General features: G+C 68.7%; 15 protein-coding genes. 13 read left to right on the top strand and 2 right to left on the bottom strand.

The genetic code is table 11. The annotated features are described in order from the left end of the window. Nucleotides 1-146: 146 nt before the first annotated feature. Both hemA and Q0R13_RS03635 read left to right on the top strand, forming a co-directional pair. Nucleotides 147-1,376 carry a 5-aminolevulinate synthase gene (hemA, locus tag Q0R13_RS03640; protein WP_293899624.1) on the top strand — a complete coding sequence of 410 codons (1,230 nt, stop codon included), beginning with the start codon at nt 147-149 and terminating at the stop codon, nt 1,374-1,376. Between the two features lie 23 nt (nt 1,377-1,399). Next, nucleotides 1,400-1,873 carry a hypothetical protein gene (locus Q0R13_RS03635; RefSeq protein ID WP_293899621.1) on the top strand — a complete coding sequence of 158 codons (474 nt, stop codon included), beginning with the start codon at nt 1,400-1,402 and terminating at the stop codon, nt 1,871-1,873. A 168-nt stretch (nt 1,874-2,041) separates the two neighbouring features. Here the strand turns inward: Q0R13_RS03635 and Q0R13_RS03630 are convergent, their stop codons facing one another. Continuing rightward, the gene (locus tag Q0R13_RS03630) at nt 2,042-2,476 is read right to left on the bottom strand and encodes a MucR family transcriptional regulator (protein ID WP_293899618.1); all 435 of its coding nucleotides are present in this window, start codon (nt 2,474-2,476) and stop codon (nt 2,042-2,044) included. Between the two features lie 240 nt (nt 2,477-2,716). Between Q0R13_RS03630 and glyA the strand changes: the two genes are divergently transcribed. From glyA to Q0R13_RS03585, 9 genes are all read left to right on the top strand, one after another. After that, complete coding sequence (glyA, locus tag Q0R13_RS03625; protein WP_293899745.1) at nt 2,717-3,958, top strand: serine hydroxymethyltransferase; 1,242 nt, start codon at nt 2,717-2,719, stop codon at nt 3,956-3,958. 32 nt (nt 3,959-3,990) lie between these two features. After that, on the top strand, nt 3,991-4,464 hold the full coding sequence (nrdR, locus tag Q0R13_RS03620) for a transcriptional regulator NrdR (RefSeq protein WP_293899615.1): 474 nt from the start codon (nt 3,991-3,993) through the stop codon (nt 4,462-4,464). Next, the gene (locus Q0R13_RS03615; protein ID WP_293899612.1) at nt 4,454-4,828 is read left to right on the top strand and encodes a hypothetical protein; all 375 of its coding nucleotides are present in this window, start codon (nt 4,454-4,456) and stop codon (nt 4,826-4,828) included. Before nrdR ends, Q0R13_RS03615 begins: the two co-directional genes overlap by 11 nt. 197 nt (nt 4,829-5,025) lie before the next feature. Next, entirely contained in the window at nt 5,026-5,673 is a 648-nt protein-coding gene (locus Q0R13_RS03610; protein ID WP_293899609.1) for a RibD family protein, read from the top strand. A 10-nt stretch (nt 5,674-5,683) separates the two neighbouring features. Next, entirely contained in the window at nt 5,684-6,274 is a 591-nt protein-coding gene (locus tag Q0R13_RS03605) for a riboflavin synthase (protein ID WP_293899606.1), read from the top strand. A 255-nt stretch (nt 6,275-6,529) separates the two neighbouring features. Further along, nucleotides 6,530-6,994, top strand: a complete 465-nt coding sequence (gene ribH / locus Q0R13_RS03600) for a 6,7-dimethyl-8-ribityllumazine synthase (protein ID WP_293899603.1) — start codon at nt 6,530-6,532, stop codon at nt 6,992-6,994. Further along, nucleotides 6,991-7,461: a transcription antitermination factor NusB gene (gene nusB, locus Q0R13_RS03595; protein WP_293899600.1), complete on the top strand. Its 471-nt coding sequence runs from the start codon at nt 6,991-6,993 to the stop codon at nt 7,459-7,461. Before ribH ends, nusB begins: the two co-directional genes overlap by 4 nt. After that, entirely contained in the window at nt 7,436-8,392 is a 957-nt protein-coding gene (gene thiL / locus Q0R13_RS03590) for a thiamine-phosphate kinase (RefSeq protein ID WP_293899597.1), read from the top strand. The genes nusB and thiL overlap by 26 nt, the downstream gene beginning before the upstream one ends. A 35-nt stretch (nt 8,393-8,427) precedes the next feature. Then, nucleotides 8,428-9,702 (top strand): sulfatase, encoded by a 1,275-nt coding sequence (locus Q0R13_RS03585; RefSeq protein WP_293899594.1) that lies wholly within the window; start codon nt 8,428-8,430, stop codon nt 9,700-9,702. 73 nt (nt 9,703-9,775) lie between these two features. On the opposite strand, the gene Q0R13_RS03580 is transcribed toward Q0R13_RS03585, so the two are convergent. Next, the gene (locus Q0R13_RS03580) at nt 9,776-10,750 is read right to left on the bottom strand and encodes a retroviral-like aspartic protease family protein (RefSeq protein WP_293899591.1); all 975 of its coding nucleotides are present in this window, start codon (nt 10,748-10,750) and stop codon (nt 9,776-9,778) included. Between the two features lie 114 nt (nt 10,751-10,864). Between Q0R13_RS03580 and Q0R13_RS03575 the strand changes: the two genes are divergently transcribed. Together Q0R13_RS03575 and Q0R13_RS03570 are read left to right on the top strand one after the other, a co-directional pair. Beyond that, on the top strand, nt 10,865-11,299 hold the full coding sequence (locus Q0R13_RS03575) for a hypothetical protein (RefSeq protein WP_293899588.1): 435 nt from the start codon (nt 10,865-10,867) through the stop codon (nt 11,297-11,299). A gap of 208 nt (nt 11,300-11,507) precedes the next feature. Then, a complete protein-coding gene (locus tag Q0R13_RS03570; RefSeq protein WP_293899586.1) occupies nt 11,508-13,643 on the top strand; it encodes a sodium-translocating pyrophosphatase in 2,136 nt (711 codons plus the stop codon). The last annotated feature ends 59 nt before the right edge of the window (nt 13,644-13,702 follow it).

The raw sequence follows: 13,702 nt of genomic DNA, 5'->3' as shown, positions 1-13,702 counted from the left end.
AGACGGAGCCGCATTTCACGAAAGATGACGCCTTTCTCATCTTCGAGTTTATGGACAAGGTGAAGGCGCGGCGCCAAAAGACAGACGTATTTGAGGGGCCGGGCACAGCGGGATCACTCTTGGGTCGCGCGACCGGATTTGAGTCGATGGATTACAGAGCAGCCTTCCAGACGGCCTTGGGGCGCATTCACGCCGAGGGTCGCTATCGGGTCTTCGCCGACCTGAAGCGCTATCGAGGCGAATTCCCGCGCGCCAGCTGGACCCGCGCCGACGGCACGTCCAGCGACGTGACGGTCTGGTGCTCCAACGACTACCTGGGCCAGGGCCAGAACCCGCTGGTGCTGGACGCCATGCACACGGCCATCGAAGAGGCCGGCGCTGGCTCCGGCGGCACCCGCAACATCTCGGGCACCACCCACTATCACGTGGAGCTGGAGCGCGAACTGGCGGACCTGCACCAGAAGGAAGCGGCGCTGCTGTTCACGTCCGGCTACGTCTCCAACGAGGCGTCGTTGTCGACGCTCTACAAGATCCTGCCGGGCCTGCTGATCTTCTCCGACGAGCTGAACCATAACTCGATGATCAGCGGCATCCGCTCCGGCAAGCGCGAGCAGCGCCGGGTGTTCCGCCACAACGACCTGGAGCACCTGGAGCAGCTGCTGCTCGAGGCCGATCCCGATGCGCCGAAGGTGATCGCTTTCGAGAGCGTCTATTCGATGGACGGCGACATCGCCGACCTGCGCGGCACCGTGGCCCTAGCCAGGAAATACGGCGCGATGACCTACCTCGACGAGGTCCATGCGGTCGGCATGTACGGCTCGCGCGGCGCCGGCGTCGCCGAGCGCGACGGGGTGATGGCCGACATCGACATCGTCGAAGGCACCCTGGGCAAGGCGTTCGGGGTCATGGGCGGCTACATCGCCGCCGACGCGGTGATCGTCGACGCGATCCGCAGCTATGCCGACGGCTTCATCTTCACCACCTCGCTGCCGCCGGCCCTGGCTGCCGGGGCCGTGGCCTCGATCCGCTACCTGAAGGCCCACAACGAGGTCCGGATCGCGCACCAGGCCCGCGCGGCCATGCTGAAGGCCAAGATGGCCAAGGCCGGCCTGCCGGTCATGCCCTCGGTCAGCCACATCGTGCCGGTGCTGGTGGGCGACGCCGTCCACTGCAAGCTGATCTCCGACATCCTGCTCGAGGATCACGGGATCTACGTCCAGCCGATCAACTACCCGACCGTGCCGCGCGGCACCGAGCGCCTGCGCTTCACGCCATCGCCGGCCCATACCGACGGGATGATGGACGAGCTGGTCGAGGCCCTGGAAGCCCTCTGGGTTCGCTGCAACGTCCAGCGCATCGGCGGCTACGCGGCCTGACGGCCGGCCTTCAGGGGACGCGGATGCCGGAGGGCTGGGAAGGCTTCTTCGTCGCCGAGGCCGGCGCCGCGGCCGCCCTGGCTGGATTGCTGTTCGTGGCCGTCTCGATCAACCTGGGCCGGATCCTCGAATTCCCCAACCTGCCGCTGCGCGCGATCGAGGCGCTGACGGCCTTCGTCTCCATCCTCGCCGTGGCCACCATCGGACTGACGCCGCATCAGTCGGCGCTGGCCTATGGCGTGGAGATCGCGGCGGCCGGGGCCGTGGCGTGGCTGATCCAGACCATCGCGCTGGTGCGCGGCAAGGGGCCGGGCGGAGCCCGCACCGCCCTGAGGGTGCTGCTGAACCAGCTTCCAGCCCTGCCGTTCGTGGCCGCTGGGGGCCTCGTCTGCGCGGGATATCCGGGCGGGCTCGCCTGGCTGCTGCCGGGCGTGCTGCTGTCCTTCTGCGCCGGCATCGTCGGCGCCTGGGTGTTGCTGGTCGAGATCCAGCGCTGATCGCCGCCCTGCCGGGGTGCGACAAAACTGGCCGCGTTATTTTGGCACAACGTCAGGTTGGGAAAAGCGTGGCCTACTCCACGCAAGACCGGTCATTCACAGCCCGACAACTGGACCGGTCCCAGGGCGCCCCTGCCACAGCAGGGGCGTTCTTTATTTGGGATACCCTCAAGTCCGTCGGCGTACGCCGCGGCCCAGACCGATCTTCTTCGCGAAATCCGAGCGCCGCGCGGCATAGGCCGGCGCCACCATCGGATAGTCCGGCGCGAGGCCCCAGCGGCGGCGATAGTCGTCGGGGGCCATATTGAAGCGCGAGCGCAGGTAGCGCTTCAACATCTTGAGGCGCTTTCCGTCCTCCAGGCAGACGATGTAGTCGTGCTGCACGGACCGACCGATCGGCACGGCGGGCTTGGGCCGCTCCTCCGGCGCTGCGGGCGGCGCGACCCCGCTCAGGGTCTGCAGCGCCTGGTGCACCGACCGGATGAGATCCGCCACCGCGTCCGCGGCCACGGCATTGCGGCTGACGTAGGCGGAAACGATGCCCGCCCCCAGCCGCATCAGATCGTCGCCCGTCGGGCCCTCGGTATCGGGTCCTACGCTCATGAACACCCCTTTTCGATATGCGGGTCGAACCCGCGCTCGCGGCAAAGCCACCCCGGCCTTTGCCGGTCAACGCCCGGGCTGAGCGATTGGTTCCCCAGCGGCCCGGATGCGGTTGGAGGCCACGGCGTTCAGGAGTAAAGGAGGCCCTCCGCCGCCCAAGACTCATGCCCAGCGAAAGGCCTGCCCTTGAACCTGCACGTGCAATCCCAGCCGTCGACCGACGATTTCTTCCATCGGGGCGTGGGCCAGTCCGACCCCGACCTGGCGGCGATCCTCGACGCCGAGCTGGTGCGCCAGCAGGAGCAGATCGAGCTGATCGCCTCCGAGAACATCGTCTCCAAGGCGGTGCTGGAGTCGCAGGGCTCGGTGCTGACCAACAAGTACGCCGAAGGCTATCCCGGCAAGCGCTACTACGGCGGCTGCGAGGTGGTGGATCAGGCCGAGCGGCTGGCCATCGAGCGGGCCAAGCAGCTGTTCGGCTGCGACTACGCCAACGTCCAGCCGCATTCGGGCAGCCAGGCCAACCAGGCGGTGTTCATGGTCACCATGAAGCCTGGCGACACCTTCATGGGGATGAACCTGGATCATGGCGGCCACCTGACCCACGGCAAGAGCGTCAACCAGTCGGGCAAGTGGTTCAATCCCGTCGCATATGGCGTCCGCGCCCAGGACCACCTGATCGACTATGACGAGGCCGCCGAGGTCGCCCGCGCCAACAGCCCCAAGGTGATCATCGCCGGCGGCTCGGCCTATTCGCGGGCCATCGACTTCAGGAAGTTCCGCGAGATCGCCGATGAGGTGGGCGCCATCCTGATGTGCGACGTGGCCCACTACGCCGGGCTGATCGTGGCGGGCGAGTATCCGAACCCGTTCCCGCACGCCCACATCGTCACCACCACGACCCACAAGACCCTGCGCGGTCCGCGCGGCGGCCTGATCCTCACCAACGACAAGAAACTGGCGGGCAGGATCAACAGCGCCGTCTTCCCCGGCCTGCAGGGCGGCCCGCTGATGCACGTGATCGCCGCCAAGGCGGTGGCCTTCGGCGAGGCGCTGCGGCCCGAGTTCAAGACCTATGCGAAGCGGGTGATCGAGAACGCCCGCGCGCTGGCCGACAGCCTGCAGGGCGTCGGCTTCAAGATCGTCTCCAACGGCACCGACAGCCACCTGCTGCTGGTCGACCTGACGCCCAAGGCGGTCAGTGGCGCCGACGCCGAGATCGCCCTCGAACGCGCCGGGATCACCACCAACAAGAACTCCATCCCCGGCGACCCGCTGCCGGCGATGCAGACCTCGGGCCTGCGCCTCGGCTCGCCGGCCGGCACAACCCGGGGCTTCGGGCCCGGCGAGTTCCGCCAGATCGGCCGGTGGATCGGCGAGGTGCTGGACGCGGTGTCCACCGGCGAGGACTCCACGGCGGTCGAGCAAAAGGTCCGCGGCGAGGTCGTGGCGCTGACGACGCGCTTTCCGATCTACAGCTAATAGCGTTTATTGGCTGGGAAGGGGGCTAGATCATGCGCTGCCCGTTCTGTGGCCACGACGAGACCCAGGTGAAGGACAGCCGCCCGTCCGAGGATGGGGCGGCGATCCGTCGCCGGCGCCTGTGCCCGTCCTGCGAGGGCCGGTTCACAACCTTTGAGCGTGTGCAGCTGCGTGAGCTGACCATCGTCAAGCGCTCCGGCCGCCGCACGCCGTTCGAGCGCGACAAGCTGGCGCGCTCCATCTCCATCGCCATCCGCAAGCGGCCGCTGGAGCCGGAGCGGGTGGAACGGATGATCTCGGCCATCGTGCGCCAACTGGAGAGTATGGGCGAGACCGAGCTGCCGTCCTCCACCATCGGCGAGCTGGTGATGAAGCACCTGAAGCTGCTCGATGACGTGGCCTATGTCCGCTACGCCTCGGTCTACCGCGACTTCAAGGAGACCGACGACTTCGCCCGCTTCCTTGGCGAGGAAGGCCTGAGCGAGCCCGTCGAGGATGGCCGCTGACCTGACGCTGACGGCGCTGGAGCGGGACGTCCTGTCGCTTATTGTCGAGTCGTACCCGCGACACCGGGAACAACTTGCCGCTCAATTGGCCAATGCGCGCATCGTTAGTCGGAGAATGAGCGGAGTGGGCTTCTTTCTGACCTTTGAGGGCGATGATCTGTCTCTCACGCTGGCGAACTTCGAACTGGGCGATGTTCATGCCGAGCTGGAAGGCCTTGAGAACGGCGCCGGCTTCATCCTGTTTATCCGCGGAGGTCGGATCGACGGGCTGCAGGGATATACCTATGGGGAGCATTGGCCGGCCCAAGAACACGCGCGGCGGGTGTACTTTGAAAAAGTCCGGCGCTACCCAAAATCCAACTGATGGGCGCGTTGTCGCGATCCTTCTCCCCCTGTGGGAGAAGGTGGCGGGCGAAGCCCGACGGATGAGGGGTCGATGGGCCTTTCCGCAGACATCGCAAAGGCTTGCCGGATGGTTCTGAGAGACCCCTCATCCGACCCGCTGGCGCGGGCCACCTTCTCCCACAGGGGGAGAAGGGAAACGACGCGAGACTCCCAGGCGTGAGTATCACCCTCAAGCTCGCCACGTCCCTCGACGCCCGCATCGCCACGGCGTCCGGCGAGAGTCGCTGGATCACCGGGCCGCAGGCGCGCGAACAGGTGCATCGGCTGCGGGCCGATCACGACGCGGTCGTCATCGGCATCGAGACGGCGCTGGCCGACGATCCCGAGCTCACGGTGCGGCTTGCCGGCTACAATGGCCGCCAGCCCGCCCGGGTGGTGCTGGACAGCCGCCAGCGTCTGACGCCGGCCTGCAAGCTGGTGCGGACCGCGCGCGAAATCCCGACCTATGTGGTCAGCACGACCGAGCCCGACCCGGCGCTGCTGGCGGCCGGCGTGATCGTGCTGTCCGTCCGCGCGGTCGGCGAGGATCGGCCGGAGTTGAAGAGCGTCGTGCAAGCCCTTGCCCAGGAAAGACTCTCGAACCTGCTCATCGAAGGCGGCGGGCAGGTGGCCGCCAGTTTCCTGCGCTGCGGCCTGGTCGAAGCCATCGAGTGGTTCCGCGCGCCGATCCTGCTGGGCGGGGAGGGGCGGCCGGCGATCGGCGCCCTGGCAGTTGCGGCGTTGGCCGAGGCGCCCCATTTCCGGCGGGTGGAGGTCAGCCAGCTGGGCGACGACCTCTGGGAACGCTACGCGCGGATCGCTTGAGGGGGGCTGAATGTTCACCGGCATCGTCACCGACGTGGGGCGCGTCAAGAGCGTGCGCGACACCAACCGCGACCGCCGCTTCGAGATCGAGACCGGCTTCGACACCGCCACCCTCGAGCTCGGCGCCTCGGTCAGCCACGCCGGCTGCTGCCTGACCGTGGTGGACAAGGGTCCCGGCTGGTTCGCGGTCGAGGTTTCCGGCGAGACCCTCTCGCTCACCACCCTGTCGGATTGGACCGAGGGCCGCCCGGTCAACCTGGAACGCGCCGCGCGGGTCGGCGACGAGCTGGGCGGCCACATCGTCTCGGGCCACGTGGACGGCGTGGGCGAAGTGCTGTCGATCGAGAGCGAGGGCGGTTCGCACCGCGTGCAGGTCCGCGTCCCCAAGCCCCTGCACCGCTTCATCGCGCCGAAGGGTTCGATCACCGTGGAGGGCGTGTCGCTCACCGTGAACGAGGTCGAAGACGATGTGTTCGGCGTGAACCTGATCCCGCACACCTGGGACGTGACCACGTTGGGGACCCTGAAGCCGGGGTCCCGGGTGAACCTGGAGATCGACATGCTGGCCCGCTACCTGGCGAGGTACCAGGAGACGGCGTAGGGTCGAGACTCAACCAGGCCTTCGAAATTTCAGTGCCTTAGATCATTACGCCCGCTCATCCCGGCGAAGGCCGGGACCCAGATCCGACGGCTGGGACGGGCGTTGGACGGGCTCAGCGTCCCTGGAATCCACATCCGAGCCATTCCATCTGGGTCCCGGCCTTCGCCGGGATGAGCGGGCCGCGGACAACGGCTCGTCCTTTCATCCGCCGCGTGCAGGCCCTAAGAGCGTCCTTCGACTGCCCGAGGACTCCCGATGCCTGAAGACCCGATCCGCATCCTGATCGTGGAGGCGCGCTTCTACGACGATCTGGCCGACGCCCTGCTGGACGGCGCGTCGCAGGCGCTGAGCGCCTATGGCGCGGAGTTCGACGTGGTGACCGTGCCGGGCGCGCTGGAGATCCCGGCGGCCATCGCCTTCGCCGAGGAGGGCGGGCACCGGCCGGCCGGCAAGAGCTATGACGGCTATGTCGCCCTGGGCTCGGTGATCCGCGGCGAGACCTATCATTTCGAGATCGTCTCCAACGAGTCGGCCCGCGGGATCATGGAGCTGGCGATCGGCAAGCGGCTCTGCATCGGCAACGGCGTGCTGACCGTCGAGGACGCCGAACAGGCCTGGGCGCGGGCCCGGATCAGCGAAGGCGACAAGGGCGGCGGCGCGGCGCGTGCCGCCCTGGCCATGGTGTCGCTGAAACAACAGCTGCTCGGCGGCAAGCGGTGAGCGCCCACGCCTCGCGCTCGGTGGCGCGTCTCGCCGCCGTCCAGGCCCTCTACCAGATGGAGGTGTCCGCGATTGGCGTGGAGCACGTGATCCGCGAGTTCACCGAGCACCGGTTCGACCGCGCCCTCGACAACGAAGACGGTGAGGGCGCGCCCCTCGCCTCGGCCGACGAGGGGTTCTTCGCCGAGTTGGTGCGCGGCGTGGTCGCCCAGCAGAGCCGGGTGGACGCCGCCATCGTCAAGCGGCTGGCTGAGGGCTGGCGGCTGGAACGGCTGGACGCCACCGTGCGCGCCATCCTGCGGGCGGGCACCTATGAGCTGGCCCATCGCCCCGACGTGCCGACCGAGGTGGCGATCGACGAATATGTCGAGGTGGCCAAGAGCTTCTTCGAGGGGACCGAGCCGGGCTTCGTCAACGGCGCCCTCGACGGCGTAGCCCGCGATGTCCGGCCGGCCAGGGGCGGCTGAGCTGGATGAGTTCGGCGAGATCGCCCGGCTCTTCCGGCCCCTGGCGCGCGGCGCGGCGGGCGCCTTCGACCTGATGGACGACGCGGCGGTCGTGCCGCAGCGGCCGGGGTTCGATCTGGTGGTCACCAAGGACGCCATCGTCGAGGGCGTGCACTTCCTGGCCGGGGAGGCGCCGGAGCTGGTCGGCCGCCGGCTGGCGCGGGTGAACCTGTCCGACCTGGCCGCCAAGGGCGCCGAGCCGTTCGCGGCCTTCCTGGCGGTGGCCTGGCCGCAAGCCTGGGGCGACGCCGACCGCGCCGCGTTCGCAGTCGGCCTGGGCGCCGACCTCAAGGAGGCGGGCGTCAGCCTGCTGGGCGGCGACACGGTGGCCACGCCCGGCCCGTTCACGGCCAGCCTGACGGCCCTGGGCTGGGTCCCGGAGGGCCGCATGGTGCGCCGCGCCGGCACCCGGCCTGGCGACCGCCTGATGGTCAGCGGCCACATCGGCGACGGCTGGCTGGGCCTGAGGGCGGCGCGCGAGGAGATCGCCGACCCCGACGGCTACCTCTCCGGCCGTTATCGCCTGCCGCAGCCGCGGCTGGACCTGCGCCGCACGGTGCTGGAGCATGCCAGCGCCGCGGCCGACGTCTCCGACGGCCTGATCGCCGACGCCGGCCACATCGCCGCGGCCAGCGGGGTGCGCCTGACCCTCGACCTCGACCGCGTCCCGCTCTCCGCTCCGGCCCGGGCTTGGCTCGAGGCGCAGGCCGACCCGACCGGCGCGCTGCTGGCGCTGGCGAGCGGCGGGGACGACTACGAGATCGTGGCGACCTCGCCCGTCGCCCTTCCGGGCTTCGTCATCATCGGCGAGGCCGGGGTCGGCCAGGGGATCGAGGTGCTATGCGGCGGCCAGCCGGTCGATCCCGGGCCTGGCGGCTGGCGGCACGGCTGATCCGCGCTAACCTCACGGACTCCAGGAGACCGCCCGTGCGCCAGCCGAACGTCATCATCATCCTGGCCGACGACCTCGGCTATGGCGACATCGGCTGTGACGGCGGCCAGCATATCCGCACACCCAACCTGGACTGCATGGCGGCGGGCGGAGTGCGGCTGACCGATTTCTACGCCTCGGCCAATGTCTGCACCCCGTCGCGGGCCGGGCTGATGACCGGGCGCTATGCGATCCGCTCCGGCCTGGCGCACGAAGTGATCCAGCCGGCCGACACCACCGGCCTGCCGCGGAGCGAGGTGACGCTCCCGCAGGCCCTGAAGCCCGACTACGCCACCGCCCTGGTGGGCAAGTGGCACCTGGGCCATGTGGCGCCGCACTGGCCGCCGATGGTCCATGGCTTCGATGTCTTCCACGGCCTGCCGTACAGCCACGACATGCGGCCGCTCACCTACTACGACAGCGAGGGTGCGGCGGTGACGGCCCGGGCAGAGCGGGTCGACTTCGCGCGACTTACCCAGAACTTCTTCGAGCACACGATCCAGTTCGCCGAGACCCATCGCGAGCAGCCGTTCTTCATCCTGCTGGCCCTGACCGCGCCGCACATCCCGCTGGTCCCCAACCCCGATGACCCGATGGGCTCCCCCGCCGGCGCGTATGGCGAGGTGGTTGAGGAGATCGACGCGAACGTCGGTCGCCTGCTGGCGCGGCTGAAGGACCTGGCGATCGACGAGGACACCCTGGTGGTCTTCACCTCCGACAACGGGCCCTGGTTCGAGGGCTCGTCAGGTCCGTTCCGCGACCGCAAGGGCGGCTCGGCCTGGGACGGCGGCTTCCGCGTGCCCTTCATCGCCCGCTATCCGGGGCGGCTCCCTGCGGGCCTCGTGGCGAGCGGCCTCGCCAGCAACCTCGATCTCCTGCCGACTGTGCTGAGCCTGGCGGGGTTACCCGCGCCGGTCGGCGTCGAACTGGACGGCCGCGACATCTCAGGGATGCTGACGCGCGGCGAGGGCTCGCCGCACGAGGAGATACTGCTGTTCAACAACACCCACGTCGCCGGCCTGCGCACCGCGCGCTGGAAGCTGGTGGCCCGCTCCTACTACCGGGTCTACGACGTGCCGCTGGACCGGCTGCCGCTGCTCTTCGACATGCAGGCCGACCCGGGAGAAAACTACAGCGTCGCCTCCCTCCATCCGCAGGCGCTGGCCGACATGCGCGAGCGTCTGGCCCGCGCCCGGGCCAAATACGAGCCGATGGCCGACCTTTTCCCGCCGCACGTGGCGCCGGCGAGCGCGGCGGACCATCCCGACTAAAGTCTGTTCGGGACTGGGACGCCCACGCTCTTGCTTCCTGCGCACCCGGGGGAAGGATCAGCCCCTGACCGCCTCAGACGTACGAGAACCGCACCGCCGAGCGGCCGAAGTCCAGCGCCACCTGTTCGAACTGGCCGAGCAGGTCCATGCCGATCACCAGGGCCGGGGTGTCCTTCAGCCCCCAGATGTCGAAGACGTGCATCTCCGCATAGGTCACCGGCACATTGCCCAGGTGCAGGCCGCCCAGGCGCAGGAACGGCAGGAAGATCGATTCGCCGTCGAACGCTTCCCCCGCCAGGGTCTCCATCCGCACATATCGCGGGGGCGGCCGGTCGCCGCGCTTGGCGTCCAGGGCGTGGACGATGTCGCGCAGCTTGCTATTGCACAGGCTGCCCTGGGCGCCGGAATCGATGATCGCGCTGATCCGGTGGCCGCTGAGGTCGGCGTCGACGATGGTCAGCTGGCCGTGCCGGCGGCGGGCCGGCACCACCACCACGTGGCCGGGCTCGTCCACGTCGGCCTGGGAGCGGATGATCTCCAGCTTCCTGGCCTTGAAATCCAGCACCAGGCGCTGGCCCTTCAGCCAGTCGACCCCCAGCACGCCATCGACGTCGGTCCCCTTCATCGGCAGGGCTGGCGCGCGGACCATGCGCCGGTTGCGCGGACCGACCTGCAGCCGGTCCAGGATCACCACCGGCCTATTGTGGACGCCGACCACGGTATGGACCGCCGCCGAGGCGCCGCTGGACTTTAGGTCCAGGCGCGCCATCAGCCGGTTCGAGACACAGCTGACGTTGGCTCCGGTATCGAGCAGGAAGTTGAACGGGCCCTGGCCGTTGATGATCACCGGCGCCAGCATGTGCTCGTAGGTGTCGGTGGTGGTGTCCAGCTCGGTGGCCGGCGACTCCTCGTCCGGCATCTCGGTCTGGACGCCAGAGGAGACCTTGTCCGGCGTGGGGGCGTTCTGGGCCAGGGCGCGGGCCAGGGGCAACGCGGCGCCCGCGGCGGCCAGCAGGCCCAAGGCGGCAGTGCGACGGGTCGTAGCCATGCACGCTCCTCCCTTTGTGTCGTTGCTGCAACGCTACCACCGTTCGCCAACCGCCACCATCGAACGCCGTCGATCGCAACGTTGCGGCAACCGATTCGGAGGATCGTGTCCGGCATGGACCGCCGAACCCTGATCTTCGCCGCCGTCGCGCTCGCCACGAGCTCCACAGCCGACGCCGCGGAGGAAAAGAAGAAGGAGGGCGGCAAGCAGGATGTCGGCCAGTACGTCGACCTGCAGCCGGTCGGCCTGCCCATCGTCTCCAACCGCGTCGTGGTCAACTACGTCTTCGTGTACGTGCGGATCAACCTGACCCGGTCGGCCAATGCCGCGAAGCTCCGGGAAAAGGAGCCCTATTTCCGCGACGCCCTGGTCCGCGCCGGCCATCGGACGCCCTTCACCCTGGCGTCCGACCTCTCCAAGGTCGATGCGCCGCGCCTCACGGCGACCCTCACCAGCGACGCGACCGCCATCGTGGGGCCCGGCCAGATCCTCTCCGTCGTGGTCACTTCGCAGGCCCCGCGCCGGCGGATCAGCACCCCTCATACCTGAGGCCGATCGACCCGATCGCGCCTGACGGGGCGGCACGTGTTGCGCCATCTAGTAAAACTTGAGTAGTTTCCGGCCCGATCTTTCGGAGGCGCTCGCGCGCCCTCGGATCTGTTTGGGGAAATTTCAGGGGCCGGGACACATCGACGGGACCGCCAATGCAGGCGGGCGTCGGTCCCCCTCCGCGCAATCGCAAAGGGGTGCGCTACTCATGAGTTCAATGCTTACGCTGGTGATCGGCGCCGGGGTGCTCGCCGTGCTGTACGGGGTGCTTCAGACGCTGTCGCTACTGCGCGCCTCGCCGGGCAACGCCCGGATGCAGGAAATCGCCGCCGCCATCCAGGAAGGCGCCCAGGCCTATCTGAAGCGCCAGTACACCGCGATCGGCATCGTCGGTGTCGTCGTGCTGGTCGTCCTGTTCTTCCTGATCGGCCCCTATTCGGCGGCCGGCTTCCTGATCGGCGCGGTGCTCTCGGGGGCCGCGGGCTTCGCCGGCATGCTGATTTCCGTCCGCGCCAACGTCCGCACGGCCCAGGCCGCGTCGGAAAGCCTGGCCAAGGGCCTGAAGCTGGCCTTCACGTCCGGTGCCATCACCGGCCTGCTGGTGGCCGGCTTCGCGCTGATCGGCGTCACTGGGTACTATGCGTTCCTGACCCAGGTGCAGGGCCTGCCGTCGGCCGACCGTCACGTGATCGACGGGCTGGTCTCGCTGGGCTTCGGGGCCTCGCTGATCTCGATCTTCGCCCGGCTGGGCGGCGGCATCTTCACCAAGGGCGCCGACGTCGGCGGCGATCTGGTCGGCAAGCTCGAGGCCGGCATCCCGGAAGATGACCCGCGCAACGCCGCGACCATCGCCGACAACGTGGGCGACAACGTCGGCGACTGCGCCGGCATGGCCGCTGATCTGTTCGAGACCTATGCGGTGACCACGGTCGCCACCATGGTCCTGGCGGCGATCTTCTTCGGCGGCTCGGCGCTGCTGGGCAACATCATGCTGCTGCCGCTGGCCATCTGCGGCGTCTGCATCGTCACCTCGATCATCGGCACCTTCGCGGTCCGCTTGGGCAAGAGCGGGTCCATCATGGGCGCCCTCTACCAGGGGCTGATCGCCACCGGCGTGCTGTCGGCCGCGGCGCTCTACTTCCTGATCCCGGCTCTGGTGACCGAGGACCTGACGGTGAACGGCAAGACCTTCGGCGCCATGGCGCTGTTCGGCTGCGCCATGACCGGCCTGGTGATCACCGCCCTGATCGTGATGATCACCGAATATTACACCGGCACCAACTTCCGGCCGGTGAAGTCGGTCGCTCAGGCCTCGGTCTCCGGCCACGGCACCAACGTGATCCAGGGCCTGGCCATGAGCCTGGAGTCCACGGCCGCGCCGGCGCTGGTGATCATCGTCGGCATCATCGTCACCTACAACCTGGCGGGCCTGTTCGGCATCGCCATCGCCACGACGGCGATGCTGTCGCTGGCGGGCTTCGTGGTCGCGCTGGACGCCTTCGGTCCGGTCACCGACAACGCCGGCGGCATCGCCGAGATGGCGGGCCTTCCCCCGGAAGTGCGCGTCACCACCGACGCCCTCGACGCGGTCGGCAACACCACCAAGGCGGTCACCAAGGGCTATGCGATCGGCTCCGCCGGCCTGGGCGCCCTGGTGCTGTTCGCCGCCTACACCGAGGACCTGAAGTACTTCGCGGCCAATGCCGTGGACGGCTCGTTCTTCTATAACCTGGGCGCGGTCGCCTTCGATCTGTCCAACCCGTACGTGGTCGTGGGGCTGCTGTTCGGCGGCCTGCTGCCGTTCCTGTTCGGCGGCATGTCGATGACCGCCGTGGGCCGCGCCGCCCAGTCGGTGGTGGTCGAGGTCCGCCGCCAGTTCCGTGAGAACCCGGGCATCATGACCGGCGAGGTGAAGCCGGAATACGGCCGCGCCGTCGACATCCTGACCAAGGCCGCGATCCGGGAGATGATCATCCCCTCGCTGCTGCCGGTCGTGTCGCCGGTGGTGCTGTTTTTCATCATCAACGCCATCGCCGGCAAGGTCGACGCCTTCGCCTGCGTCGGCGCGATGCTGATGGGGGTGATCGTCACCGGCCTGTTCGTCGCCATCTCGATGACCAGCGGCGGCGGCGCCTGGGACAACGCCAAGAAGGTGATCGAAGAAGGCTTCACCGACGCGGCCGGCGTCCTGCACGGCAAGGGTTCGGAGGCTCACAAGGCCGCCGTGACCGGCGACACTGTCGGTGACCCCTACAAGGACACCTCAGGCCCCGCGGTGAACCCGATGATCAAGATCACCAACATCGTGGCCCTCCTCCTGCTGGCGGTCCTGGCCGCCCACTAGGCCAGGCGCTGGCGAACACCAAGACGCCCCGGAGAGCGATCTCCGGGGCGTTTTTCGTG

Origin of the sequence: Phenylobacterium sp., assembly GCF_025351295.1 — a bacterium.
In the GTDB taxonomy this organism is placed as follows: Bacteria; Pseudomonadota; Alphaproteobacteria; order Caulobacterales; family Caulobacteraceae; genus Phenylobacterium.
The sequence above is the reverse complement of the archived record's forward strand: the minus strand, read 5'-3'. Positions and strand labels throughout refer to the sequence as shown.

Bases quoted from the DNA above. Each gene is read 5' to 3' on its own strand.
- hemA (WP_293899624.1), top strand. From the start codon at position 147: ATGGATTACAGAGCAGCCTTCCAGACGGCCTTGGGGCGCATTCACGCC.
- Q0R13_RS03635 (WP_293899621.1), top strand. From the start codon at position 1,400: ATGCCGGAGGGCTGGGAAGGCTTCTTCGTCGCCGAGGCCGGCGCCGCG.
- Q0R13_RS03630 (WP_293899618.1), bottom strand. From the start codon at position 2,476: ATGAGCGTAGGACCCGATACCGAGGGCCCGACGGGCGACGATCTGATG.
- nrdR (WP_293899615.1), top strand. From the start codon at position 3,991: ATGCGCTGCCCGTTCTGTGGCCACGACGAGACCCAGGTGAAGGACAGC.
- Q0R13_RS03615 (WP_293899612.1), top strand. From the start codon at position 4,454: ATGGCCGCTGACCTGACGCTGACGGCGCTGGAGCGGGACGTCCTGTCG.
- Q0R13_RS03605 (WP_293899606.1), top strand. From the start codon at position 5,684: ATGTTCACCGGCATCGTCACCGACGTGGGGCGCGTCAAGAGCGTGCGC.
- ribH (WP_293899603.1), top strand. From the start codon at position 6,530: ATGCCTGAAGACCCGATCCGCATCCTGATCGTGGAGGCGCGCTTCTAC.
- thiL (WP_293899597.1), top strand. From the start codon at position 7,436: ATGTCCGGCCGGCCAGGGGCGGCTGAGCTGGATGAGTTCGGCGAGATC.
- Q0R13_RS03580 (WP_293899591.1), bottom strand. From the start codon at position 10,750: ATGGCTACGACCCGTCGCACTGCCGCCTTGGGCCTGCTGGCCGCCGCG.
- Q0R13_RS03575 (WP_293899588.1), top strand. From the start codon at position 10,865: ATGGACCGCCGAACCCTGATCTTCGCCGCCGTCGCGCTCGCCACGAGC.
- Q0R13_RS03570 (WP_293899586.1), top strand. From the start codon at position 11,508: ATGAGTTCAATGCTTACGCTGGTGATCGGCGCCGGGGTGCTCGCCGTG.